This window comes from Vibrio sp. Isolate34, from assembly GCF_022397915.1.
Taxonomy (GTDB): domain Bacteria; phylum Pseudomonadota; class Gammaproteobacteria; order Enterobacterales; family Vibrionaceae; genus Vibrio.
In genome coordinates, this window is the sequence record NZ_JAKEUO010000009.1 from 106,908 (window position 1) to 130,877 (window position 23,970).

General features: G+C 45.4%; 23 protein-coding genes and 1 pseudogene. 11 read left to right on the top strand and 13 right to left on the bottom strand.

The window, feature by feature from the left end; all coding sequences use genetic code 11:
* The first annotated feature begins 1 nt into the window (after position 1).
* Genes L1D22_RS11800 through L1D22_RS11810 form a run of 3 tightly spaced genes read left to right on the top strand, consistent with a single transcriptional unit; the run spans position 2 to position 2,471 of the window.
* A complete protein-coding gene (locus L1D22_RS11800; protein WP_239829923.1) occupies positions 2–733 on the top strand; it encodes an SDR family oxidoreductase in 732 nt (243 codons plus the stop codon).
* 17 nt (positions 734–750) lie between these two features.
* Positions 751–1,755 (top strand): cupin domain-containing protein, encoded by a 1,005-nt coding sequence (locus L1D22_RS11805; protein ID WP_239829924.1) that lies wholly within the window; start codon positions 751–753, stop codon positions 1,753–1,755.
* Positions 1,755–2,471 carry an alpha/beta hydrolase gene (locus L1D22_RS11810; protein WP_239829925.1) on the top strand — a complete coding sequence of 239 codons (717 nt, stop codon included), beginning with the start codon at positions 1,755–1,757 and terminating at the stop codon, positions 2,469–2,471. Before L1D22_RS11805 ends, L1D22_RS11810 begins: the two co-directional genes overlap by 1 nt.
* 136 nt (positions 2,472–2,607) lie before the next feature.
* Here the strand turns inward: L1D22_RS11810 and L1D22_RS11815 are convergent, their stop codons facing one another.
* Positions 2,608–3,495, bottom strand: a complete 888-nt coding sequence (locus L1D22_RS11815) for a LysR family transcriptional regulator (protein ID WP_239829926.1) — start codon at positions 3,493–3,495, stop codon at positions 2,608–2,610.
* Positions 3,496–3,600: 105 nt separating this feature from the next.
* Between L1D22_RS11815 and L1D22_RS11820 the strand changes: the two genes are divergently transcribed.
* A complete protein-coding gene (locus L1D22_RS11820; RefSeq protein WP_239829927.1) occupies positions 3,601–4,563 on the top strand; it encodes a nitrilase family protein in 963 nt (320 codons plus the stop codon).
* A gap of 163 nt (positions 4,564–4,726) precedes the next feature.
* Here the strand turns inward: L1D22_RS11820 and L1D22_RS11825 are convergent, their stop codons facing one another.
* From L1D22_RS11825 to L1D22_RS11870, 10 genes are all read right to left on the bottom strand, one after another.
* Entirely contained in the window at positions 4,727–5,170 is a 444-nt protein-coding gene (locus L1D22_RS11825; protein ID WP_102290737.1) for a F0F1 ATP synthase subunit epsilon, read from the bottom strand.
* 14 nt (positions 5,171–5,184) lie between these two features.
* Positions 5,185–6,570 (bottom strand): F0F1 ATP synthase subunit beta, encoded by a 1,386-nt coding sequence (atpD, locus tag L1D22_RS11830; RefSeq protein WP_176679823.1) that lies wholly within the window; start codon positions 6,568–6,570, stop codon positions 5,185–5,187.
* Between the two features lie 43 nt (positions 6,571–6,613).
* Positions 6,614–7,483 carry a F0F1 ATP synthase subunit gamma gene (gene atpG, locus L1D22_RS11835; protein ID WP_017632738.1) on the bottom strand — a complete coding sequence of 290 codons (870 nt, stop codon included), beginning with the start codon at positions 7,481–7,483 and terminating at the stop codon, positions 6,614–6,616.
* 47 nt (positions 7,484–7,530) lie between these two features.
* A complete protein-coding gene (atpA, locus tag L1D22_RS11840) occupies positions 7,531–9,072 on the bottom strand; it encodes a F0F1 ATP synthase subunit alpha (protein ID WP_017632739.1) in 1,542 nt (513 codons plus the stop codon).
* Between the two features lie 9 nt (positions 9,073–9,081).
* Positions 9,082–9,630: a F0F1 ATP synthase subunit delta gene (locus tag L1D22_RS11845; RefSeq protein WP_017632740.1), complete on the bottom strand. Its 549-nt coding sequence runs from the start codon at positions 9,628–9,630 to the stop codon at positions 9,082–9,084.
* A gap of 11 nt (positions 9,631–9,641) precedes the next feature.
* Positions 9,642–10,112, bottom strand: a complete 471-nt coding sequence (locus L1D22_RS11850) for a F0F1 ATP synthase subunit B (protein WP_017632741.1) — start codon at positions 10,110–10,112, stop codon at positions 9,642–9,644.
* 55 nt (positions 10,113–10,167) lie between these two features.
* Complete coding sequence (gene atpE / locus L1D22_RS11855; protein ID WP_004730405.1) at positions 10,168–10,404, bottom strand: F0F1 ATP synthase subunit C; 237 nt, start codon at positions 10,402–10,404, stop codon at positions 10,168–10,170.
* Between the two features lie 46 nt (positions 10,405–10,450).
* Positions 10,451–11,221, bottom strand: a complete 771-nt coding sequence (gene atpB / locus L1D22_RS11860; RefSeq protein WP_017632742.1) for a F0F1 ATP synthase subunit A — start codon at positions 11,219–11,221, stop codon at positions 10,451–10,453.
* Between the two features lies 1 nt (position 11,222).
* Positions 11,223–11,624, bottom strand: coding sequence for an ATP synthase subunit I (locus L1D22_RS11865; RefSeq protein ID WP_239829928.1), 402 nt, complete (start codon positions 11,622–11,624; stop codon positions 11,223–11,225).
* A gap of 813 nt (positions 11,625–12,437) precedes the next feature.
* Positions 12,438–13,325, bottom strand: coding sequence for a LysR family transcriptional regulator (locus L1D22_RS11870; RefSeq protein ID WP_239829930.1), 888 nt, complete (start codon positions 13,323–13,325; stop codon positions 12,438–12,440).
* A gap of 157 nt (positions 13,326–13,482) precedes the next feature.
* On the opposite strand from L1D22_RS11870, the gene L1D22_RS11875 reads away from it, so the two are divergent.
* From L1D22_RS11875 to L1D22_RS11905, 7 genes and pseudogenes are all read left to right on the top strand, one after another.
* Positions 13,483–13,881 carry a RidA family protein gene (locus L1D22_RS11875; RefSeq protein WP_004741170.1) on the top strand — a complete coding sequence of 133 codons (399 nt, stop codon included), beginning with the start codon at positions 13,483–13,485 and terminating at the stop codon, positions 13,879–13,881.
* A 199-nt stretch (positions 13,882–14,080) separates the two neighbouring features.
* Positions 14,081–15,541 (top strand): aldehyde dehydrogenase family protein, encoded by a 1,461-nt coding sequence (locus L1D22_RS11880; RefSeq protein WP_239829999.1) that lies wholly within the window; start codon positions 14,081–14,083, stop codon positions 15,539–15,541.
* Between the two features lie 218 nt (positions 15,542–15,759).
* Positions 15,760–16,755 carry a membrane dipeptidase gene (locus L1D22_RS11885; RefSeq protein ID WP_239829931.1) on the top strand — a complete coding sequence of 332 codons (996 nt, stop codon included), beginning with the start codon at positions 15,760–15,762 and terminating at the stop codon, positions 16,753–16,755.
* Positions 16,756–16,985: 230 nt separating this feature from the next.
* Positions 16,986–18,593: a BCCT family transporter gene (locus L1D22_RS11890; protein ID WP_239829932.1), complete on the top strand. Its 1,608-nt coding sequence runs from the start codon at positions 16,986–16,988 to the stop codon at positions 18,591–18,593.
* A gap of 262 nt (positions 18,594–18,855) precedes the next feature.
* Positions 18,856–20,660 (top strand): annotated as a pseudogene (locus tag L1D22_RS11895) (hypothetical protein).
* Complete coding sequence (locus L1D22_RS11900; RefSeq protein WP_239829933.1) at positions 20,657–21,394, top strand: DUF3726 domain-containing protein; 738 nt, start codon at positions 20,657–20,659, stop codon at positions 21,392–21,394. The pseudogene L1D22_RS11895 and the gene L1D22_RS11900 overlap by 4 nt, the downstream one beginning before the upstream one ends.
* Before the next feature lie 398 nt (positions 21,395–21,792).
* Entirely contained in the window at positions 21,793–23,085 is a 1,293-nt protein-coding gene (locus L1D22_RS11905) for an alpha/beta fold hydrolase (RefSeq protein ID WP_239829934.1), read from the top strand.
* 171 nt (positions 23,086–23,256) lie between these two features.
* Here L1D22_RS11905 and L1D22_RS11910 read toward each other — a convergent pair whose 3' ends face one another.
* Both L1D22_RS11910 and L1D22_RS11915 read right to left on the bottom strand, forming a co-directional pair.
* Positions 23,257–23,439 carry a hypothetical protein gene (locus L1D22_RS11910; protein ID WP_239829935.1) on the bottom strand — a complete coding sequence of 61 codons (183 nt, stop codon included), beginning with the start codon at positions 23,437–23,439 and terminating at the stop codon, positions 23,257–23,259.
* A 264-nt stretch (positions 23,440–23,703) separates the two neighbouring features.
* Positions 23,704–23,931, bottom strand: coding sequence for a PAS factor family protein (locus tag L1D22_RS11915; protein WP_004730426.1), 228 nt, complete (start codon positions 23,929–23,931; stop codon positions 23,704–23,706).
* Between the last annotated feature and the right edge of the window lie 39 nt (positions 23,932–23,970).

The following is a 23,970-nucleotide window of genomic DNA, read 5'->3' on the forward strand; positions in this document are numbered from 1 at the left end:
CATGACCAAACTTGCCTTAGTTACAGGCGGCAGTGGCGGCATCGGTGCCGCCATATGTCACAAATTAGCGCAATCTGGCTATCGCGTTGTATTTACCTACAACAGCAATGAGGTTGCAGCTCAACAGATCTTGGACAGCTTGGAAGGTTCAGGCCATGCCATGTATCAACTGAATGTTGAAGATAGCTCTGCGATTGGCGCATTAGCAGACCAAGTTAAAGAGTCATCGGATTCATTAGACTTGCTAGTGAACTGTGCAGGCATGACAAAGTTTGTCGCGCACAATGATTTAGCGTCTCTGAATGATGAGTTGATAGACAAGATCTTCCGCGTCAATGTTCGAGCTCCATTTGCGATGGTTCGCGCGTTTGAGCCATTACTTCGCAGCGTTAAGGGTTGCGTAGTGAACATCACTTCGATTGCAGCACAAACCGCAATGGGTAGTAACGTGGCGTACTGTGCGAGTAAGTCGGCGGTTGAAAACATGACACGTTCATTAGGACGTGCTTTGTCTCCAGATATCCGAGTGCTCGCTGTAGCACCTGGCTTAGTGGATACCGAATTTGTTAAAGGGTTAGATGATGAATGGCGCAATGCACAAGAGCAGTCGACGCCGCTTAAACGATTAGCGAGTGACGAAGAGGTTGCCAACGCCGTTTATGCAGCCGCAGAGCTACTGACATTTTCAACCGGAACTACCATCGCCGTCGATGGTGGAAGACCGCTAGGTTAGGTAATAAGGAATTTAGAATGACCCTACAAAATAAAATAAATAACAATCTCGTTCGTTACATGGAGCTTATCCCCGGAACGAGTGCTTTCATTGATGCACGTACGCCGGGAAGCGATCTAAAAGACAACTTCTGCATTATTGGTGCTGGTGTGGCTGAAAGTAGCCGTCAACATGTTCATATCCGTGAAACTGCTGGCTTTAACATTGGTGCTGCTGGTCAGCCTCCTGGTATCAAGAACTCTTTGCACTCTCACCATACTGCTGAGCTATTCGTGGTCTTCAAAGGTCAGTTTAGATTCTATTGGGGTAACGAGGGTGAACACGAAGCTGTATTGTCGCACGGTGATGTTATCTCGATTCCTACGAACCTATTCCGAGGTTTTGAAGTTGTAGGGCGTGATTACGGCTTTATGTACTCTGTGTTAGGTGGCGATAACTCCGGTGGTGGCGTGGTTTGGCACCCGAGTGTGATTACAGACAGCCAAGGTTACGGTTTATACCTAAAAGCTGACGGCACGCTGGTTGATACGATTGACGGTGATGCAGTGCCTAGTGAGTCTGAATTGATGCCACTGTTATCGGAAGAAGAGCTGAGCAAGTTCGATACGTACACGGCTGAGCAGATGATGCCTTTCGTTGCATTGAAAAAGGATTACCGCGAAATCTCAGGTGATTTTGACAAGCCTGGCGTTAAACAGTTTGCATTAACGGGTCACCCATCTGCGAGCTATGATTTCCAAGTTAAAAGCGTGGATGATGTAAGTATCATGGCGTACGAGTTAACTGAAGGAGCGAGCATCCCTGTTCACCAACGTGACGAAAAGCAGGTGTTGATTAACTTCGAGGGCGACACATTATTAAACATCGTTCAAGACGGTGAGCAAGCGCAAGTCGTTCTGACCACTGGCGACGTATTTAGTGTACCCACAGGCGCATCGTACAGCCTTGAGAACCTAAGAGGCACCAGCTTCACCTACGTGGTGCTGGGTTCTGACCAACCACAAACACTGCAGGACAATTAATGATGAAACCAGAAGTACCACTGCTATGGTTACCTGGTTTGTTATGTGATGAAGCGTTGTTTCAAGACGTCAATAAAGAGCTGCCCGATTGGGTGGCTCCTTTTACTTGTGACTTGGGAGCCGACACATCCATGCAAGCCTTGGCAAGTAAAGTGCTAGATAACGCTCCGGAAAGTTTCGTGCTTGGTGGTTTATCTATGGGCGGCATCCTTGCGTTTGAAGTCTTTCGACAGGCGCCACAACGCGTGAAAGGCTTGATCTTAATGGACACCAATTCTGCAGATGAAAAGCCGGAAGTGTCGGAGAAAAGAAACGCCTTGGTTGATAAAGCAAAAGCAGGGGAGTTTGAGTCAATAACGCCTGATATCTTGATGCCAGTGCTTATCCATCCGAACCAGCTAGCGAATCAAGAGTTGACTCAAAGAATCACGCAAATGGCGAACAATGTTGGTGTTGAAAGGTTTGAGGCTCACGCTCAAGCTTTGGCGACTCGTCCTGATGCAAGACCACTACTGGCCGCCATTCAGGTGCCTACATTGATCATTACTGGCAAAGATGACCTGCTATGTCCAATCGATAATCACCTGCTAATGGCAAAACACATCAAGCAGGTATCGCTTCACGTCATTCCTGATTGCGGACACTTATCGACAATGGAGCAGCCTAAGATCGTTGCGCAGCATATTCGTAATTGGTTTGAGACCAGTCAGCTGTAATTTTTAATAGTGATCTGCCGAAGTCGCTTTTCATGTCGAGTATGCAATATAAAGTGCAGTGCGCTTTATATTGCCCTTGTCACTGCACTAGTACTGCACTTGCCACTTTACTTCAGCATTAAAAGCCATTGCTAATCTATAAGCTGCTTTCTACCTGTTTCGCCACAAATTCTACGAACCTATCTCTGAGTGGATTCTCACTCTCTCCATTCCATATCAATCCGACAGGCCAAGTGGTGTGCTTGCCTTGTAACGCAATGAACTCAACCTTGGTGTTGCTAATGTACTGTGCGCTGCTTGGTACTATGGTGAAGCCGATATTGGCCGATACTAATGCTAGCAGGGTAAGAATGTCGTCGGCTTCTTGTGTCTTGGATAGGTCGATATTATTGGCGATGCAATATTGCTGGATTTGTTTGTCTAGTCCGGGTCCACGATGCTGAGCCAATTTTAGATAAGGCCACTTCGCTAACTCAGAGATAATCTGATCTTTATTTGCCGCTTGCTTGAGAAGATCTTTGTGTACCGCAATCACAAGGGAGTCATCGAAAAGCGTTAGGCTATTTAGATCTGACGAATCTGGGATTCGATTGAAGCTGATATCGAGATCATGGCTCAACAGCTCGTCTGTTTGCCGCTTTGAGGGAGTGTCATTTAAGGTGATGTGAACGTCTGGGTACTGTTGTTTGTAAGCCGCAATTAGCTTGGGCGCTTCATGGTATGTAGACACGCCAAAGCCAATGTTCAAATGCCCTTGAGTTCCATTTACTACTGAGCCTGAAAGCTGCTCAAACGCTTGCATTGAATGAACCAAACGTTGGGCTTCAGGTAGTAAGGTTTTGCCTGCATGTGTCAGCTCTGCGCCGTTCCTTCCACGAGAAAACAGACTCGCTCCAATATTGGATTCAAGTCGCTGAATCTTTTTGGTGAGTGCCGATTGAGTAATGTAAAGCTGCTCTGATGCCACACGGTAATTGCCCGACTTAGACAACTGACAAAACGCCTTCAGCAAATCAAATTCCATTCCAAATACTCATTGAACTGTGAATATCTTTCATTATATGGAATTGATTCGATTTTTTATACTGAGTTCATACCAAATCAGTAAAGCGGAATTTGAGGACGAATAATGAAAAGAGACATCAAAGTAGCGTCGGTTCAATTCAACCACCATGCAGGCGACAAGGCGCATAACTTGTCGGTGATTGAGCAATACGTTCAACAAGCTGCGGAGAGCGACGTGGAGATCATTAGCTTCCCAGAGGTGTGCATCACAGGGTATTGGCATGTGTCTGAATTATCACGAGGCGAGATAGAAGCTCTCGCAGAACCAGTCCCGAGCGGCGAATCTACTCAAAAGATCGCTTCGTTGGCAACGCAATTTGGAATGAGTGTTGGTGCGGGCTTGATAGAGCAGGGGACTGATGGTGAGTTATACAACACGTATGTCTTCGCGATGCCCAATGGCGAGGTACGAAAGCACCGCAAACTTCACACCTTCGTTAGCCCGCACATGAGTAGCGGTGACCAATACACAGTGTTCGATACACCTCATGGCTGCAAAGTGGGAATCTTGATTTGCTGGGACAACAACTTGGTTGAGAATGTGCGAATCACGGCGTTGAAAGGTGCCGATATACTGATTGCGCCACATCAGACGGGCGGTTGTCAGTCTCGTAGCCCAAATGCCATGAAACGAATCGACCCAGAGTTATGGTTTAACCGAGATGAAAACCCGGAAGCGATTCGCGCTGAAATGCAGGGCAAGAACGGCCGTGAATGGCTAATGCGTTGGTTGCCTGCAAGAGCACACGATAACGGCATGTTTGTGGTGTTCAGCAATGGCGTTGGTGTGGACATGGATGAGGTCAGAACTGGCAACGCGATGATTTTGAGCCCTTATGGGGAAATCATCACCGAGACGGACAGCGTTGATGACGATATGGTGATTGCGAATTTGAAAGCGCAAGAGCTAGAGATGTGTACCGGAAGGCGTTGGATTCGTGGTCGTAAACCGGAGTTATATCATTCGCTCACACAACCGCTAGGTCATGAATTGGGCCCGCACCAAGCGCGTTTTGCAGAGAAGTAATGTTGTAAGCTCTGGCGAAAAGGGTGTGTTAGGAGTGGTTGAAAGGGTGGGGAAGTTGAAAGAGAAGTGAGGGTTCCTGATGTAGTCTACCCACTTAAACTGTTTTTAAGTGGGTAGACTATTTACACATCAAACACTAAGCACTAAGCACTAAGCTCTATTCTCAGTGACGAGTGCGAGAAGACGTCAGTTCTGATGCACGAAGCTGAGCGACGGCTTTCGCCAGTTCCAACTGAGCTTGTGCAAAGTTGATGTCGACATTGCCCTTGTTGATGTTCTCTAGGGCAGCGTATTTCGCTTCTTCTGCTCGAGCACGGTCAATATCTTTACCATGCAAGGCCGTATCGGCTAAAACCGTTACTACATCTGGTTGCACTTCGACCATACCACCAGAGATGTACAGCACTTGCTCCTCGGCTTTAAGGTCGGTAACGAACACAGACACGCCCGGTTTTATCTTACTCAGAAGAGGGGAGTGACCGGGGCGAATCCCCAGCTCACCGTCTGCTCCAGAAATAGCTAGGGCATGTGCCGGCCCTGAAAACAGTGTACCTTCCGCACTTACAATATTAAGTTGAAATGTATTGTCTGTAACTCCAATAGCCATGATGCACCTACCTTTTAGAGTGATTTCGCTTTGTTAAGCACTTCGTCGATAGAGCCACAGTACAAGAATGCTTGCTCTGGGATGTCGTCATACTCGCCGTTTAGCAGACCTTTAAAGCCTCGTAGCGTTTCGCTTAGCGGTACAAACACACCTTTCTGACCAGTAAATACTTCTGCTACGTGGTAAGGTTGAGTTAAGAAACGTTCAATCTTACGAGCGCGAGATACAATCTGCTTATCTTCCGTTGAAAGCTCATCCATACCAAGAATCGCGATGATGTCTTTAAGCTCTTTGTAACGTTGCAGCGTGGTTTGAACCGTTTGTGCAATGTCGTAGTGCTCTTGACCAACCACGAGAGGATCCAGTTGACGAGATGTCGAATCTAACGGGTCAATCGCAGGATATAGACCCAATGCAGCGATGTTACGAGACAGTACAACGGTCGCATCTAAGTGAGCAAACGTTGTTGCTGGCGATGGATCCGTCAAGTCATCCGCTGGTACGTATACCGCTTGAATAGACGTGATAGAACCTTGTCGGGTTGATGTGATACGTTCTTGCAGAACCCCCATCTCTTCGGCAAGCGTTGGTTGGTAACCTACTGCTGACGGCATACGACCTAACAGTGCTGATACTTCTGTTCCCGCGAGTGTGTAACGGTAGATGTTATCAATGAACAACAGTACGTCACGACCTTCATCACGGAAGCGTTCAGCCATAGTAAGACCTGTCAGCGCAACACGAAGACGGTTTCCTGGTGGCTCGTTCATTTGGCCGTAAACCATGGCAACTTTGTCTAGTACGCCAGCTTCTTTCATCTCGTAGTAGAAATCGTTACCTTCACGAGTACGTTCACCAACACCAGTAAATACAGAAAGACCAGAGTGAGCTTTAGCGATGTTGTTGATAAGCTCCATCATGTTGACGGTTTTACCTACACCCGCACCACCGAACAGACCGATTTTACCACCCTTAGCGAACGGACAAATAAGGTCGATAACCTTAACACCTGTCTCTAGAAGTTCAGTGCTGTTGGCTTGCTCTTCATAAGAGGGCGCTTCACGGTGAATTTCGTAGCTCTCTTTCTGGCCGATCTCACCACACTCATCGATAGGTTGACCGAGCACGTTCATGATACGGCCTAGAGTCTCTTCACCCACAGGAACGGTGATTGGAGAGCCTGTATTTTCAACGGTTAGACCGCGGCGTAAGCCATCAGATGTACCCATTGCAATACAACGAACGATGTTGCCACCAAGTTGTTGCTGAACTTCCAATACTAGCGAGCTTGCTTCGTCGCTGGTTACTTTCAATGCATCATAAACGCGAGGGCTGTTGCCGCCGCTGAATTCGACGTCAACTACCGCGCCGATTACTTTTACTATTTTTCCAACACTCATCTCTAAATCCTCAAATTCTGTTCTGACCCACTCTCTGCTGCCCTTAGACAGCTTGAGCGCCTGAGACTATTTCACTCAGTTCTTGGGTAATGGCAGCCTGTCTCGCTTTGTTGTACACCAACTGCAAATCATCAATCAGTTGGCCTGCGTTATCGGTCGCCGCTTTCATGGCTACCATTCGGGCTGCTTGCTCACAGGCAATGCTCTCTACGATGCCTTGGTACACTTGCGATTCAATGTATCGATGTAACAGCTCAGAGAGGATGTCTCTTGGCGCTTGTTCATAGATGTAGTCCCAACGACGCGCTTTTCTTGCTTCACCATCAGCCTCGGTGTCAGAAGGGTGGGGTAGCAACTGCAAAGCCGTTGGTGCTTGAACCATGGTGTTCACGAACTGGTTATAAACGAGAAATAAACTGTCGATCTTTTCTTCGTCGTAATGCTCCAGCATCGCATTTACTGTGCCTAAGATGTCTTCTAATTTAGGCGCGTCACCAAGGCCTGACGTTTGCGCGATAACATTGCCGCTGCGTTGGAAAAACGAGATAGCTTTCGAACCAATTAGGGTGGTTTCTACCTCAACCCCCTTGGCCTGCCATTGTTCCATTTCTTCCAACACTTTCTTGAACAGGTTTGAGTTCAAGCCACCACATAAGCCTCTGTCAGACGAAATAATGATGTAAGCAACGCGTTTTGGTTCACGCTGTTGAAGATAGGGGTGCTGGTATTCCAGTGACCCCGATGCGACGTGAGAGATAACTTTGCGCATGTTCTCGGCATAGGGACGCGTTAACGTCATGTTGTCCTGAACCTTACGCATCTTACTTGCCGCAACCATCTCCATTGCACTGGTGATTTTCTGAGTGTTACTAACACTGCCTATCTTGGTGCGAATTTCTTTAGTATTTGCCATTATCTGCTCCTAATTTGTTTTGATTTCCAGCCAACAAACCGGAGCGTTTACCAAGCTTTCAACGCTACAAAGTCACCAAGCAGTTTTGCAAGTGCACGGTCGATCTCATCGTTGTAGTCACCGTTCGCATTGATGGTGTCGAACAACTCTGGGTTCTGAGCTTGTGCGTAAGCAATTAACTCTTCTTCGAAACGCGCCACTTTGTGCAACTCAACGTCAGCCAAATAGCCTTTTTCTGCTGCGTAGATAACCGTAGCTTGCTCAGCGACAGACATCGGAGAGTATTGTTTTTGCTTCATCAGTTCAGTTACACGCTCACCATGGTCAAGCTGTTTACGAGTCATCTCATCTAGGTCAGAAGAGAACTGAGCAAACGCAGCTAGCTCACGGTATTGAGCCAATGAAGTACGGATACCACCTGACAACTTCTTGATGATCTTGCATTGTGCTGCACCACCCACACGAGATACCGAGATACCTGGGTCAACAGCAGGACGTAAGCCTGAGTTGAATAGTTGGGTTTGAAGGAAAACCTGACCATCGGTGATTGAGATTACGTTGGTTGGTACAAACGCAGACACGTCACCCGCTTGAGTTTCAATGATAGGCAGCGCGGTTAAAGAGCCTGTTTGGCCTTTCACTTCACCGTTAGTGAACTTCTCTACATACTCTGCGTTCACTCGTGCTGCACGTTCTAGAAGGCGTGAGTGAAGGTAAAATACATCGCCAGGGAAGGCTTCACGACCCGGTGGGCGTTTCAGTAGCAATGAGATTTGACGGTAAGCAACCGCTTGTTTTGATAGGTCATCGTAAATGATCAGTGCGTCTTCGCCGCGGTCACGGAAGTATTCACCCATGGTGCAACCGGCATAAGGGGCTAGGTATTGAAGCGCGGCAGACTCTGAAGCTGATGCCACAACAACGATGGTATTTTTAAGTGCGTCGTGGTCTTCAAGTTTACGAACCACGTTAGCGATGGTTGACGCTTTTTGGCCAATCGCAACATAAACACATTTAATGCCAGAATCTTTTTGGTTGATGATGGCATCGATAGCGAGCGCTGTTTTACCTGTCTGACGGTCACCGATGATAAGTTCACGTTGACCACGACCGATAGGCACCATGGTGTCCACTGCTTTGTAGCCGGTTTGAATTGGCTGATCGACTGACTTACGCTCGATTACACCCGGTGCAATCACTTCTACTGGGTCAAGTCGGTCACAGCTTACTGGGCCTTTACCATCGATGGGTTCGCCTAGTGTGTTCACAACACGGCCAAGTAGGCCGTTACCTACTGGTACTTCCAAGATACGACCCGTACCTTTTACTTTCATACCTTCAGATAGGTCAGTGTAGGGGCCCATAACAACGGCGCCGACTGAGTGGGTATCTAGGTTAAGTGCGAGTGCATACTTGGCACCCGGTAGCTCAATCATCTCACCTTGCATCACATCCGCTAGGCCATTAATGGTGATGATACCGTCACGAACCGATACGATGGTGCCTTCATTGCGAGCTTCGGTGCTCACATTAAACTTCGCGATGCGATTTTTGATTAGATCGCTGATTTCATTAGAATTTAATTGCATAATTGTTACCTATCTCGCGTGAAGCTGATTAGCTAATCGGTTAATTGATGTATTTAAAGAACCATCGATAACGGTTTCACCCGCTTTGATAACAATCCCGCCAACCAGCGTGTCATCAATAACCTGTTCCATTTCAACTTGACGCTCTAATTTCTTCTCAAGTGCAGCCGTTAGGGAGATAACCTGATCTTGTGTAAGCAATTCTGAACTGGTGACAGTGACAGGAATTACACGTTCATGTTCGTCCTTTAGATCGCTGAACAAGTTAAACAGGTCTCTTATCACTGCAAGACGGCCATTCTCAGCCAAGACTCGAACAAGATTAATGACGTGGTCATCAACGAGCCCTTGGCAAATATGAATGAAGAGATTGGCCAGTTCTTCAGAGTCAGTGCGAGAACCTTCTGCTGAAGAGATCTGCTTAGCGATCGTTTCTTCTTCCGCTACCGTCACAAGAATCGACAGCATTGAGTGCCACTCTTGTAACTTGTTTTCACCTAAAGCAAAGTCGAACGATGCCTTGGCGTAGGGATGAGCAATATTGGTGTAATCTGACATATTGCCTCCGTTTAGAGTTCGCTAATCAATTGATCAACTAACGCTCGGTTCGTTTCAGAATCTAGGTTTTTGCTAATCAGTTTTTGTGCACTTTGAATAACAGCGTCTGCCATGTCCGCCTGAAGTTCACGGCGTAACTTTTGACGTTCGCCTTCGAGTTCAGCTCTACCTTGTTCTAAGATGCGTGCCTTTTCTTGCTCGGCTTCTTCGTGAGCTAAGCTGATGATTTCGTTACGGCGTTTTTTGCCTTGTTCAATCAGTTCAGTCACGTTTCTTTTTGCATCTTCGACGAGTTGTGCGCCATTCGATTTCGCTAGTTCTAGCTCTTTCGCAGCATTCTCTGAGTGGCGTAAACCATCAGCGATCTCTTTTTGGCGCTCGTCTAACATTGCGGTGAGAGGGGGCCATACATATTTCATGCACAGCCAAACAAAAATCACGAAGGATATTGCTTGTCCAAACATGCTTGCATTTAAGTTCATACCTTCCTCGCTAAATCTTGATTATTTACAAATCGATCTTTTCAAAGCTATTTAATTAAGCCACGGCAAAGATGATGTATAGACCGATACCAACACCGATCATCGGTACTGCATCCACAAGGCCCATCATGATGAAGAATTGAGTACGAAGCATTGGAGTAAGATCCGGTTGACGAGCAACACCTTCAAGGTATTTACCTGCTAAGTTACCAATACCAGATGCCGCACCCGCTGCACCTAAACCGATCAGTAATGCACCTGCTACATATAAAACTGCGCTTACGATATCCATTTGTATCTCCGATAAATAATTTGTTAGTTAATTTTTTAGTTATTAATTAATGGTGTTCTTCTGTTGCCATTGCTAAATAAACAACGGTCAGTACCATAAATATAAATGCTTGTAAGAATACGATTAATATGTGGAATAAAGCCCATGGAACACTCAGTGCCCATTGCATCCACCATGGCATTAATGCAATAAGGATGAATATCATCTCGCCTGCATACATGTTTCCGAATAATCGTAAGCCTAGTGATATTGGTTTTGAAATTAATGTAATTAATTCAAGAACAAAGTTAACAGGATATAAAAGAGGGTTATCAAATGGCTGAGTAGTAAGCTCTTTGATAAAGCCTTTCAAACCTTTATTTTTTAACGTATAGGTTAACAGTAAAATAAACACACCGAGTGCCATCGACATTGGGATATTTACGTCCGCTGTCGGTAGGTCTCTAAAGTGTTCAAGGCCGATTACTCGAGTTAACCCTGGTATTAAATCAATAGGTAATAAATCAACCGCATTCATTAACAACACCCAAACAAAAGTGGTTAATGCCAGTGGCCCTATTAATTTATCTTCCGCTTGAAAAATCTCTTTGACTAGGTTGTTAACAAAATCAAAGATGAGTTCGATAAAACATTGAAAACGACCTGGAACACCGCTGGTGCCTTTGGTCACAACATATCGAAACGCCCCAATGAACAGTAAACCTGTAATCCAAGATACCAACATCGAGTCAATGTTGAACGCCCAGAAACCATCACCAGTAGTTAAGAAGGTTAAGTGATGCTCTATGTATTCGTGAGCGGTAGTGACTTGATCCATACTACGCGTACTCCGATCTATTAGAGGCAGTAATAAATGGTGTTAAGAAGTACCCAATCATTGTGAAAATGTACGCGTATAGTATTACTGGGTTATCCAATTTGAAAAACTGGAATGCCAATATAAACATTAAGAACGTATAAGTTATTTTCACGACACGACTCATTTGCATTAAGTCACGTAGACTATAATTAGGATTCTTACGCACCTTTAGGCTTGCATATATAAATCCAAACAGCGGAGGTAGCATCGCAATCCCGATGCCCAAAGCTGAAGATTCCATATCTACTTTATTACCAAAAAACACTTCATATAAAACTACACCGATGGCTAATACTATTTGGCAGAGAACAACTCTTTTAGCGGCAACAAGGATGTCGCTACTTATCTCATTAAGCCTCATAATAAAACCCTATGTTAAACAGTGTAAGTTAATATAAAACACAGTTTAAGTTTAACTTGTTACTACATTTCACTTGTTAACAACATTTGATTTGCTTTTAAGAAAAACTCTTGCTGGTTTTATATCTCCCTGACGAAATGAAACGGACATAAACTAATTCGTTATCGTTTCGACAAAATATAAATTACGCCTAAAATTATGTGATCAAAACGACAAATATCGACATCAATAATTCCATTTTTGAAAGGCATGCTTTTCATTTATGAAACTAATAATTAAATAACTTTATTCATGAAAAATTTTTATACTTAATTTTCAGTGAAAAGAGACGCTGTTTATAAAAATTAAAGACGTTAATTTGGCAAGTTACGATCTTATCAATTAAGACTATTCAAACACTTAGCTTCATTTCTAAGCTAATTGTTTAACGCCATCCGACAAGGAGAGAAAGGCACTTTTAACCGGCGATACAGGTATTCGTTTGTTGAGTGATTTATCTATACGGCGTTCTCTATCTTAAAGTAATTATTTTTAAAAATAGTTTGTCACGATGTCATTTTTGACGCCTTTCAGGCGTTACAGAACGAATAAATCAGCGCTTAAGATGAATATTATGGGCGTAACTCAGCCCTAAACATGGATGTAAAGAGCTGAAGGGCTTGGAAAAATCTGAAGGTTAGGGCAAAAAGCCCTGAATATAAGGTCAAATTATTGGGATTAGAGGTGGAATTTATTGATGTGCTCTTATGTTAACGGTTCTGTTAGCGACTCTATTAACGGCTTTATAAGAGAGAGAACACAGTGACATTCCCTCTATTCCTCTTCTTCATAACTTAGGTACTGAATACACAAGTCGTGGAAGGCTTGAGCTTGTGGCGAAATCGTCCGATCAGACAATCTAAAAATACCGATCTGACGCTGTAACGGCGGGTCAATCAACGGAATCCACACCAAGCGGGTCTCATTGGTAGGGAAGGCCAGTTTAGGTAACGTGGTTACGCCTATCCCAAGTTCTAATACTGAAAACAGCGAGGTGATGTTCTCCACTGAATAGAGCGCTTGTTCGCTGAGCATTCGCGCAGGTGTTGGGTCAAGTAGGGTACACGTCCCGTTGCGAATGAATGGCTGTCTTAACAATGTTTGCCACTCGATTCCCTCTAACTGAGAAGCGATAGGGTTGTCTCTGAGGCAAACCACACCAATAGGATCGGACAACAACGGCGTGAAATCGATGCTCTCTTCTTCTAAATGGGAGCTGTTTCCGAGGGCAACATCCACTTCTCCAGAGAGTAACCTTGCCTCTACACCAGCCGCATTATCATCAATCAAGCTGACTTCTACATTCGGGTACTGTTCACAAAAGGCCCCTAACACACTAGGGATTAATTTTGCGGCGACCGATGGCACGCTCGCTATTCGAACTCTTCCTTGTTGCCCTGCCGCGGCTGCACGTAAGTCATTGTCTAATGCTTTGTAAACATTAAGGAACTGGATGATTTTTGGAAGGCATATTTCTCCGAAAGGTGTCAGCGTGGATTTGTTGCCCGTTTCAAACAGTGGTTGGCCGAGTATTTTTTCCAACTCTTTTATCGATGTAGAAAGTGCCGCTTGCGAGCGATTTGCTCGGTGAGATGCTGCTCGAAATCCGCCTTCTTCGACCACTAAAACAAAATGTTTTAACTGTTGTAGCTTAATACTCATGGCACTGATCCTTCTCTAGCCCTTGCTATATCTTACTTTTTGAAAGGTGATAGATTTTATTTATCAAATGCACAAAATTTACCGTTAGATTTATCAGTCGTCAAGGTGCAGTATTTAACCATCTTGAAACATAGCTGTTACAAAGTTGGATGGAATCGTGAACGCACAAACTAAAAAACACCCAGTAAAAACCGCTCTTTTTGCTTCAAAAGCACCACTAGAGTGGGCAATCGTAAATAACGGCACTCTATACACCGCGCAGATTCCAATTGATGAAACGGGCGCAGTCGTAGAGGGCGGTATCGAAGCGCAAACGCGTCAGACTTTTAACAACCTTGTTCATACGTTGGAGTGTGCAGGCGAATCGATGGATTCTGTGCTGCAAGTTCTGATTTACGTGACAGACCGTGAATACCTAAAAACAGTAAACAGCGTATACGGAGAATACTTCAATGCGCCTTATCCAAACCGTGCAGCGGTCGTCGTTGCAGGGTTAGCAAGAGAAGAGATGCTGGTCGAGTTCGTGGTTTATGCATCGGCGTCTCAACCTGAATAATTCGACTGTGAACTAAGGTTCTTTGCGGATCAAAACTCTTTTGAATTAAAGCGGTTTATTGATACAAGCGATCGGGTTCACTTTAGATACAAAATGTACGACTTATTTTAGCAATTAATTACCTGAATATTAACAGTTTATTAATTAACCAGATGGTTGCCAGACTCAACCGCAACCTAACCGTTACAAGGACAGAATGATGACTCAATTACAGAATGTTCAAGCAGAAAACGCACTTTACATTGGCGGCGAATGGCAAGCGGGTGTAAGTACCGTTGCGAACATTAACCCATCAGATATTTCTGAAAACATCGGTAACTTTGCGCAAGCAAGTGCTGAACAAGTTCAACAAGCGATTTCAGCGGCGAAGCACGCTCAACCAGAGTGGGAAAAAACGCCAATTGAACGCAAGCAAGCGGTACTTCAAGCGATTGGTGACGAGCTGATTGCACGTTGTGATGAACTAGGCACGCTTCTTTCTCGTGAAGAAGGTAAGCCTTTTGCTGAAGGTCGTGGTGAGATTTACCGTGCTGGTCAGTTCTTCCAATACTTCGCGGCTGAGGTGCTTCGTCAAATTGGCGACAACGCAGACTCAGTACGCCCTGGTGTTTCTGTTGAAGTGACTCGTGAAGCGGTAGGCGTTATCGGCATCATCTCTCCTTGGAATTTCCCGACAGCAACGGCTGCTTGGAAAATTGCTCCAGCACTGGCTTTCGGTAACAGCGTTATCTGGAAACCAGCAAACTTAACACCAGCAAGTGCGGTTGCACTTACTGAGATCATCCACCGCCAAGGTATCCCTGCAGGTACGTTTAACCTTGTACTAGGTAGCGGTTCAACGGTAGGTGATGCACTGATCAACTCTAAAGAAGTGAACGGTGTGAGCTTTACCGGTTCTGTTGATACGGGTCGTAAGGTTGCGGCTGCTACCGCACCAAACTTCGTTCGTTGCCAACTGGAAATGGGCAGTAAAAACGCACTTGTTATCGCAGACGATGCTGATATCCAAACTGCGGTTGATGCAACGATTGCCGGTTCATTCTCTGGTGCAGGTCAAAAATGTACTGCGTCTTCTCGCCTTGTGGTTATGGATAGCATTCACGACCAATACGTTGAAGCACTAATCAAACGTATGAGCGAGCTGAAAGTGGGTCACGCACTGGAAGAGGGCGTGTTCATGGGCCCTGTTGTGGACGGCAACCAATTGGAAGCAAACCTAGGTTGGGTTGAGAAAGCACGTCAAAGCGGCGGTGAGCTGGCATTTGGTGGTGAACGCTTGAACATGAAGCACGAAGGTTTCTACATGTCTCCAACGTTGTTCTTGAACACTAAGAACGATTGGGAAGTGAACCAAGAAGAAGTGTTCGCACCAATGGCAAGCGTGATTCGAGTGGCTGACTTGGACGAAGCGATTGCAACAACTAACGATACTCGCTTTGGCCTAACTGGCGGCATCATCACTCAAAGCCTACGTACGAGCGCACTGTTCAAGCAACAAGCTCAAACTGGTTGTGTGATGGTGAACCTACCAACCGCAGGTACGGATTACCACGTACCGTTTGGCGGTCGTAAAGAGTCTAGCTTCGGTCCTCGTGAGCAAGGTCAATACGCGAAAGAGTTCTACACAGTGGTTAAGACGGCTTACCAGCGTCCTTATTAATCCACTTTCTAAATAAGAATTGGATAGCTGAAGATATTAACTTCCTAGCTATCCAGCTATCCAGCTATCGAATTGGCCTGATTCACAGAGTCAGGCCAACATTCAAACCAAAGTAGCAAACGAACTTAGACAAGTGATTTAACCCATTTTTGAAAACATGTTATTTGAGCGTGTTTTCAAAACCGAGCTAGAACACTGAGCTTTCAATAGGAGTGGTTATGTACCAGCAACGGATTGTTATAGATGGATTGCAATACTGCAATTGGAACAGAGAATATTTCCAAACACTAAAGGCGAGCGGCATTACAGCAGTTCACGCTACCGCGGTTTATCACGAGACAGCTCGTGAAACCTTATCTCGCTTTGCAGAGTGGAACTTAAGATTCGAGCAGAATGCAGACCTTATCATGCCGATTCACTCAATGGCTGATGTTGAGACTGCAAAAGCGACCGGCAAAGTCGGTATTTTCCTAGGCGCTCAGAACTGTTCTCCAATCGATGATGAGATTGGTCTTATCGAAGTGATGCGTAAGCAAGGTCTTTTGATCATGCAGCTGACTTACAACAACCAGAGCTTATTGGCGACAGGTTGCTACGAGAAGAACGACACCGGTATTACGCGCTTTGGTAAACAAGCCATCGAAGAGATGAACCGAGTGGGCATGATCATCGATATGTCTCACAGTGCCGAGCGCTCAACACTTGAAGCAATTGATTTGTCTTCTCGTCCTATTTGTATCAGCCATGCGAACCCAACGTTTGCTCATGATGCACTTCGCAACAAATCAAACGATGTGATTAAAGCGCTAACTGCACGCGGTGGCTTAATCGGATTCAGCTTATACCCATTCCACCTACCAAACGGCAGCCAATGTACGTTGGAAGACTTCTGTCAGATGGTTGCGACCACTGCTGACATAGTTGGCGTCGAACACCTCGGTATTGGTAGTGACCTATGCTTAAACCAACCTCAAGCCGTTCTTGAATGGATGAGAAATGGTCGTTGGTCTAAAGCAATGGACTACGGCGAAGGCTCTGCGAACAACTCAGGTTGGCCAGATGCGTTGCCTTGGTTCTGTGGTAGTGCGGGTATGGAAAACATATATAACGGATTGATGCGTCATGGTTTCAGCGAGTCTGAAGCTGGGCAAGTCTTGGGAGAAAACTGGTTTAACTTCTTGAAAGATGGCTTAGAGCCTCAAACCAAGGGTTAACGGTTTCTCGTGAGCCATCATCGAATTAGCAGCCTTCTAACAAACGTTCAATAAGCAAGTGCTGCTTAAACCAATTTCACTATTCAAAAGGAACAACGGTCTATTTCGCAACGCGGTAACCCAAACATGGATTAGCCTGCCCAACACAAAAAACAATAGGGCAGGTGTTAAATACACCCTTGTAGTCATCATTCAAATGACAGCTGCAAAGAAACCTCTGGAGTCAGAGTATGTCTGATTTAACCAATAGCGTGAAATCTTCTAGCTTAAATGCGGGTCAAACACACACAACAATTAATGCAAAAAGCAACACAAACCAGTCTGAATCTACGTCAGACAAATTAGGGTTATCCAACCCGGCACTTTGGTACAGCGGCGGCTTTATCGCTCTGTTCGTGACACTTGCTTTATTTGACGGCGAGCTACTATCAAGCCTAGTCAACACGGGCTTTGCGTGGTCGGTAAAAGTATTCGGTCCTTACTGGCAAATGCTTCTTCTTCTGACCTTTCTTATTGGTCTTGGCCTAGCGGCAGGGCGAACAGGTAAGGTTATCCTTGGCGGCATCGCGAAACCTGAAATGGACGGCTTCCGTTGGATGGCGATTATCTTCTGTACGTTACTTGCAGGTGGCGGCGTATTTTGGGCTGCAGCAGAGCCGATTGCTCACTATGTTAGTCCACCGCCATTGTATGGTGCACAAGAAAACGCACAGCAAGGTGCAGTGAACGCTCTATCGCAATCTTTCATGCACTGGGGTTTCCTAGCATGGGCAATCGTCGGCAGCTTAACGTCTATTGTGGTTATGCATCTTCACTATGACAAAGGCTTACCGCTTAAACCTCGTATTTTGCTTTACCCAGTATTGGGCGAACGCGCACTGAAAGGTCATACAGGCGCTCTGATTGATGCGTGTTGTATTGTCGCTGTAGCGGCGGGCACCATTGGCCCTATTGGGTTCTTGGGCTTGCAAGTGAGCTATGCACTGAACGCACTGTTTGAGATTCCAGATGGCTTCACGACGCAGCTGATCATCATCTTATTCGCTATCGTTCTATACACATTATCGGCATTGAGCGGCCTTAACCGTGGAATGCAAATGCTAAGCCGTTACAACGTGATTCTTGCAATGGCATTGATGGTCTACATCCTGATCTTCGGCCCTACAAACTTTATCTTTAACGGCTACATTCAAGGTGTAGGCAGCATGATCGACAACTTCATCCCAATGGCGACATACCGTGGTGACGAGGGGTGGTTGAGCTGGTGGACCGTGTTCTTCTGGGGTTGGTTCTTAGGTTACGGCCCAATGATGGCAATCTTCATCGCACGTATCTCTCGCGGTCGTAGCATTCGCCAATTGGTTTCAACCATCAGCTTAGTGGCTCCGTTTGTTACTTGTTTCTGGTTCACGATTGTTGGTGGCTCTGGTCTTGCGTTCGAAATCGCAGATCCAGGCAGCGTAAGTAAAGCGTTTGAAGGCTTTAACTTACCAGGCGCTCTACTAGCAGTAACTCAGCAGCTTCCAATGCCGATGCTTATCTCTATTTTGTTCTTGATCTTAACCACGATTTTCATCGTAACGACTGGCGACTCAATGACTTACACCATCAGTGTTGTAATCAGTGGTGAGACAGAACCAAATGCAATCATCCGTACTTTCTGGGGCGTGATGATGGGCGTAACAGCGTTGATTCTGATTTCTCTAGGCTCCGGTGGTATTTCAGCGCTGCAATCCTTCATCGTAATTACAGCGGTTCCGGTGTCCTTAATCTTACTGCCATCGCTTTGGAATGCGCCTCAAATCGCAATCAAGATGGCGAAAGAGCAGGGTTTATAGAAGAGAAGAGTTTGTAAAAGAGCAGGTCTTTAAGAACTTGTGAGAAAACGCTCTCTAAAAATGAAAGAGAAACAAGGTATCAGCCTTTGAAATTAGGCTGATACCAGATTCCGAAAGGAAGAGAAAACCCGTACTGATGAAGATACATCGGATGGCAACTATTTAGGTGAAGAGACCTAGTCAGGACAAATAATAAGGGGCGAGTTCGCTTGCCTCAAAAAACGTGAAAGCTAACCAACATACTGTCGCAACAATGCTTCAAATGACAGCAACGATCGGTTCTGAATGGCTAGCAAAACCCTTATAACTACAAAGGTGGTGAGCAAAATGGATGCACATCGTTCTACCTACACTGAATCAGCACTACGTGACGCAACGGTCGTCATGGCACCGGAAAGACTGGGTGCTATGCACCAAACACGCATCAGCTTCGTAAGAACTCTGATTCGTAAAATGGCGCGACAGCAATGGAAAGTGACTAAGCATGAGTGGCAACTAGACGCTCAAGGTTTTGGTCATGCTATCTATAAGCTACAGACGCCAAACCATGTTTATCATTTGGTTGTGTTCTGCGATGAGATTGCAGACGACGAACGAAATGACCGTGTAATTGCTGAAAAGTGGGACGTAACATTTGCTTTGGTTCTTGGCGATGTGGATGTCGCTCTACTTGAGAGACTTCGTGCGAATGTACCGCTACAAGAAGCAGGTCGTAACCCTAACAATGTGCTTGTTCTAGCGCGTGCCAACAAAAGTGTGCGTGTGTTTGAACACATAGTGAGCCACTTGGCCGAAGGGGTTCAACCAACGCCAAAAGAGTTAGCGGAAGTAGGCTACATCCTGAGAACCACAGCGGTTTATGGTAATGGTAAATTTGGTATTGCTGACTTTAAAATCTTAGAAAAGAATCCAGATTTTAATCAATCGTTCAGTGCTCAAATGTGTGCTGTTTATATGCTTCGTGAGTTCAGCCTAGATTGGGTTCACTACCTAGCGGAGCAACAAGGTGGTGAACAAGCGATTACTTTGCACAGAGGCTTACAACGCTACCTAGGTGTGGGTAATGCCACAGGTTTAGGTATGGCGCCATATCTGATTAACCACCCAAGCATTGTCGATCAATGGATGACTACTCGTGAACATGCATTAGCTGACGTATTAGCTAATCATACGGATACGGCATTGATTGAGCCATTACGTACATTAGTTAAAAAAGCGATTTGTCATTTAGAACAAGTCGTTACCATCAATGAAAACCAGCAAGAGCTGAACAAAGCCGCTGTGGATGAGTTGAAACACGCAGAGCAATCGCTAGAAGAGTCTGTCAGCCAATGTGATACCTGGGCGCAGTTAGTTGAACAATCTAAGCACATGAGTATGGAAGCCCAAGAAATCCTTATCTCATGCTTGATGGAATTGTACCCAGAATTAGTGGACGCCCATCAAGAGCAAATGAATTGTAGCGAAACACTGTCGCTTCCTAGTGGCAAAAAGATTCAAGATCTGTTGGTTGTATTAGAAGAAAAGTACCGTTGGGCGATCACGACCGATTTTACCAAAGCAGAGAACAACTACTGGTTCTGGTATCGCTCTCAAGACAAAGAAGAGCCAAGACTCGGAGTGCGAGGCGAGGAGCTAGGTGAAGAGCGTGAACTGCCGTTGGATATAGGCCGTCAAGCTTACCGTTTGTACCATGCTTTATTGCAGTTTACGCCAGAGCTTTCATTGGCTGAATTCCTTGTTAAGCAGCCACAGCATCGTGCGATAGCTCGTCGTGTATGGACGCTAGGCAACAAAGCGATGGGCGACATTCAAATGAATGTGTTGCATCAAGATTCGCCACCAATGCACTTACTGCGCTGTAAGCTTGCCATGTTTGGCGCGACTAAGTTTGATCCTCGCTCAGACCGCTGGGTACGAGTGACGTTTTTCCAAGGTGCGCCACTGCTTGATGAAATTCATCAGGACGAATGGGTGTTCCCAGTCTTACCAAGTGAAGCGGAGCTCGCTGACTCTCAAAAAACGACTACACATATCAACGCTCAACATGGAGGTAAATCGTTATGATCGTTTCTCACAATGAACTGGTAGCGGCCGTAAATAAAGCCTTTCTGGGTATGCGTCGTACATGTGGTGAAGCCGATGTGATAGCGAACATGGTGGCAGATTTACAAATGGTGGGTTTGGATGGTGTTCGTCACTTTAACAATGCGAGCAACTTCATTGGGCTGGAAGACGATTGCCCAGTGGACATTCAAGTGCTTAGTGACAACACGGTTGAAGTGGACCTTCACAAGGCAAGTTTGGCGTGTCACCTTCCAGTGGTGATGGATTACGCGATTGAAAAAATGGTCGGCAAGAAGACGCTGAAAATTGAGCTCAACAACTGTCATAACCGCTGGCTAGCGTATAGCGAGCTTGTGAAACTTGCCGCGAAAGGCGTCGCGTGTACTGCACGTTGGGACAACGGCTCCAACCCTAAGAGCACTTTGTATGTGCTTAACCGTGGTTGCGTTGCACCAGAACTGTTTTTATCAGATTTGCCTCTGGCATCGGACGATCATATCCACAATATGACCATCGAGCTTTCCGTCCAGGATTTCGATATCGAACGTTTGTCAGATGGCTACCAAACACACATTGAATCGGAAGCGCTTTTTAAAACTCAAGAGAAGGCGTGGAACGAGGGCATTGAAGTTGACGATGGAGAGTGGGGCGCGTTGAAAGAAACGGCGACGGCTATCCTTGTTGAAAACAGCCAACGTTCGATTCAAGGTGCAGGTGAGCTAGAAGCTTCTTAACTTTACTTTATAAAGCTGTAAGTTATAGAAACTCAGTTTATAGATATTTAGCTTAAAGAAACCAAGCCTATAAAGCCTGAGCTTATTGAACCTATAAGCATCACCTACAACAGATAAAACCAAAGAGCTTAACGTATCCTCACCTCGTTAAGCTCTTTTTATTTGTGCCGCATTTTTATTCTTCCTCTCAATAGATCACACCTTAAACTCTCTGTTTTGACACAAGTTGTTACGCGTTGAAGGTAAATTAAGCAATTAGATGAAGCACCTTCACAATCATGTTAAACAAACGGTTTCTTTTACAAGCTACTATGCGTATCTTGCTAACTAAAGGTGCCAACGGGCGCCGTTTTTATTCGTACCGATGACATTAGAATCAGATAAAAAAGGAATGAAGCGTGCAAGCTAACTTTATTGATGGAACCACCCTGTATCGTCAGCACTCTTTTGAGTTGCCACTCGATTACCAAGCAAAAGATGGACAACAGATCCAAGTCTTCGCACGTGAGCTGGTTGATCTCGCTAAAGATGCGCAAGAGCTGCCGTGGTTGATCTACTTTCAAGGCGGCCCAGGTTTTCCTTCTCCACGTGTTAGCGGCCAATCAGGTTGGCTAAAGCGTGCATTGCAAAACTACCGTGTTCTGCTTCTTGACCAACGTGGTACAGGCAACAGCACGGTGATCAGCCATGAAACCTTAGCTCATTTGTCTCCTGAACAACAAGCTGAATATCTGACGCACTTCAGGGCCGACAACATTGTTCGTGATGCCGAAGCGATTCGTGAGCAATTTGGTGTTAAGCAGTGGTCGACGATTGGCCAGAGCTTTGGTGGCTTCTGCACTCTGAGCTACTTGTCGCTGTTCCCACAAAGCCTACAGCGCTGTTATGTCACGGGCGGTATTCCTTCTATCGAACGTGAAGCTGACGATGTGTATCGTGCGACCTACAAGCGTGTAGAAGACAAAAACAAAGCCTTCTTTGCTCAGTTCCCGCAAGCGCAAGCTATGTGTCGTGAGATCTCTGATTACCTACTGAACAACGACGTGAGACTGCCAAATGGTCAGGTGTTTACGGTTGAACAGTTCCAGTTGATTGGTATTAACCTTGGCGGCGGTGAAGCAACCCTTCCTATGTACTTCACATTAGAGAGTGCGTTTGTTGAAGTGAACGGTAACAAACAGCTGAGCTACAGCTTCCTAAACCAAATGCAGCAAGAGCAGGGCTACCTAACAAACCCTATCTACGCGATTCTACATGAATCGATTTACTGCCAAGGTACAGCGTCTAACTGGTCGGCACATCGCGTGCGTGAGCAGTACCCGCACTTCAACTACCAATCGGGCAATGAGTTCTGGTTTACTGGCGAAATGGTTTATCCATGGATGTTCGACCAACTAGAAACGCTGAAGCCACTGCGTGAAGCAGCGAACAGGTTGGCTGAAAAATCGGACTGGGGCACTTTGTACAACGCAGAGCAGTTGAGCAAGAATACAGTGCCAATGGCGTGTGCAGTTTACGCCGATGACATGTACGTTGAGTTGGATTACAGCCGTGAAACATTGGCGAACATTCCAAACTCGAAAGCGTGGATCACCAATGAATATGAACACAATGGTTTGCGAGTGGACGGCGAGAGAATTGTCGATAAATTGATGACGATGGTTGAAGCATTGGAAAATCTGCCAAAGTAATCAAGCTATTGTGTTAGAAGCAAAATACGTTAGAAGCTTTCTACTTTAGAAACGATCTAGGTTAGAAATAAGATACGCCAGAAACAAGAAAACGCTGCATCCGTGCAGCGTTTTTTTTATGTCATCGAACTATTCGATTTAAGGAACTAGGAGGGGTAGCCCTTGAAGCCATTAAGGTTGGATGACGATATCTTGATTCTCAGTGGTCGATAAGTTGGCGCGGTTCTGTTCGATAAGCTGGGCCGCATAAGAGGGAGTCACAGCTTGAATTTCGCCTTTTGAACGAATCGTTAGTGCTTCCCACGCATGGTCACGATATTTGCCTGTCTGTGTATATTCAATAAGTACTCTCATGATTCTTCCATCCGATGTGTGGTTAACGTGCTACTAACATTAGCGCCATTATTGAGGTTACACACCTGTTAAAAATGGAACATAAGATTAACCAAATGAGAATGCGAGCAACTTGAAAATTGCAGCGACTTGCACTTATCGTAAAGAGTCATGCTTATCGAAAACAGCTGCATTTATCGTTAATATTCGTACTTGTCGTAAATAGCTCGCACAAAAAAACGCTGCACAATGGCAGCGTTAAAATGGAGATAGGTTGAAGCTAGATTAGCTGTTTTCTAAACCAACAATCTTGCGTGCAGACATGACTGCACTATCCAAATCGGTCAATCTACCAGCACTCGCTGGACCAAGAACGGATGAATACAAAGCCAACTGCTTCTCAAATGATAAATCTAATTGGTTATATAGATTTTGGCGGATTTGAGCGTGTTGCTGTGGCTTTGCGCTCGACAGGCCTTCCAACGTATCGTAGATGAGTGTAGTTGTATCCATATCTGTCCTTCGTACATCTTTGAAAAATTTTGCACATTA

What these genes read in the sequence shown, in the direction of transcription:
- atpA (WP_017632739.1), bottom strand. Translation starts at nt 9,072, where the DNA reads ATGCAATTAAATTCTAATGAAATCAGCGATCTAATCAAAAATCGCATC.
- L1D22_RS11885 (WP_239829931.1), top strand. Translation starts at nt 15,760, where the DNA reads ATGTACCAGCAACGGATTGTTATAGATGGATTGCAATACTGCAATTGG.
- L1D22_RS11915 (WP_004730426.1), bottom strand. Translation starts at nt 23,931, where the DNA reads ATGGATACAACTACACTCATCTACGATACGTTGGAAGGCCTGTCGAGC.
- L1D22_RS11825 (WP_102290737.1), bottom strand. Translation starts at nt 5,170, where the DNA reads ATGGCTATTGGAGTTACAGACAATACATTTCAACTTAATATTGTAAGT.
- L1D22_RS11880 (WP_239829999.1), top strand. Translation starts at nt 14,081, where the DNA reads ATGACTCAATTACAGAATGTTCAAGCAGAAAACGCACTTTACATTGGC.
- L1D22_RS11910 (WP_239829935.1), bottom strand. Translation starts at nt 23,439, where the DNA reads ATGAGAGTACTTATTGAATATACACAGACAGGCAAATATCGTGACCAT.
- L1D22_RS11850 (WP_017632741.1), bottom strand. Translation starts at nt 10,112, where the DNA reads ATGAACTTAAATGCAAGCATGTTTGGACAAGCAATATCCTTCGTGATT.
- L1D22_RS11865 (WP_239829928.1), bottom strand. Translation starts at nt 11,624, where the DNA reads ATGAGGCTTAATGAGATAAGTAGCGACATCCTTGTTGCCGCTAAAAGA.
- atpD (WP_176679823.1), bottom strand. Translation starts at nt 6,570, where the DNA reads ATGAGTGTTGGAAAAATAGTAAAAGTAATCGGCGCGGTAGTTGACGTC.
- L1D22_RS11805 (WP_239829924.1), top strand. Translation starts at nt 751, where the DNA reads ATGACCCTACAAAATAAAATAAATAACAATCTCGTTCGTTACATGGAG.
- L1D22_RS11890 (WP_239829932.1), top strand. Translation starts at nt 16,986, where the DNA reads ATGTCTGATTTAACCAATAGCGTGAAATCTTCTAGCTTAAATGCGGGT.
- L1D22_RS11810 (WP_239829925.1), top strand. Translation starts at nt 1,755, where the DNA reads ATGATGAAACCAGAAGTACCACTGCTATGGTTACCTGGTTTGTTATGT.
- L1D22_RS11815 (WP_239829926.1), bottom strand. Translation starts at nt 3,495, where the DNA reads ATGGAATTTGATTTGCTGAAGGCGTTTTGTCAGTTGTCTAAGTCGGGC.
- atpB (WP_017632742.1), bottom strand. Translation starts at nt 11,221, where the DNA reads ATGGATCAAGTCACTACCGCTCACGAATACATAGAGCATCACTTAACC.
- L1D22_RS11900 (WP_239829933.1), top strand. Translation starts at nt 20,657, where the DNA reads ATGATCGTTTCTCACAATGAACTGGTAGCGGCCGTAAATAAAGCCTTT.
- atpE (WP_004730405.1), bottom strand. Translation starts at nt 10,404, where the DNA reads ATGGATATCGTAAGCGCAGTTTTATATGTAGCAGGTGCATTACTGATC.
- L1D22_RS11820 (WP_239829927.1), top strand. Translation starts at nt 3,601, where the DNA reads ATGAAAAGAGACATCAAAGTAGCGTCGGTTCAATTCAACCACCATGCA.
- L1D22_RS11870 (WP_239829930.1), bottom strand. Translation starts at nt 13,325, where the DNA reads ATGAGTATTAAGCTACAACAGTTAAAACATTTTGTTTTAGTGGTCGAA.
- atpG (WP_017632738.1), bottom strand. Translation starts at nt 7,483, where the DNA reads ATGGCAAATACTAAAGAAATTCGCACCAAGATAGGCAGTGTTAGTAAC.
- L1D22_RS11845 (WP_017632740.1), bottom strand. Translation starts at nt 9,630, where the DNA reads ATGTCAGATTACACCAATATTGCTCATCCCTACGCCAAGGCATCGTTC.
- L1D22_RS11800 (WP_239829923.1), top strand. Translation starts at nt 2, where the DNA reads ATGACCAAACTTGCCTTAGTTACAGGCGGCAGTGGCGGCATCGGTGCC.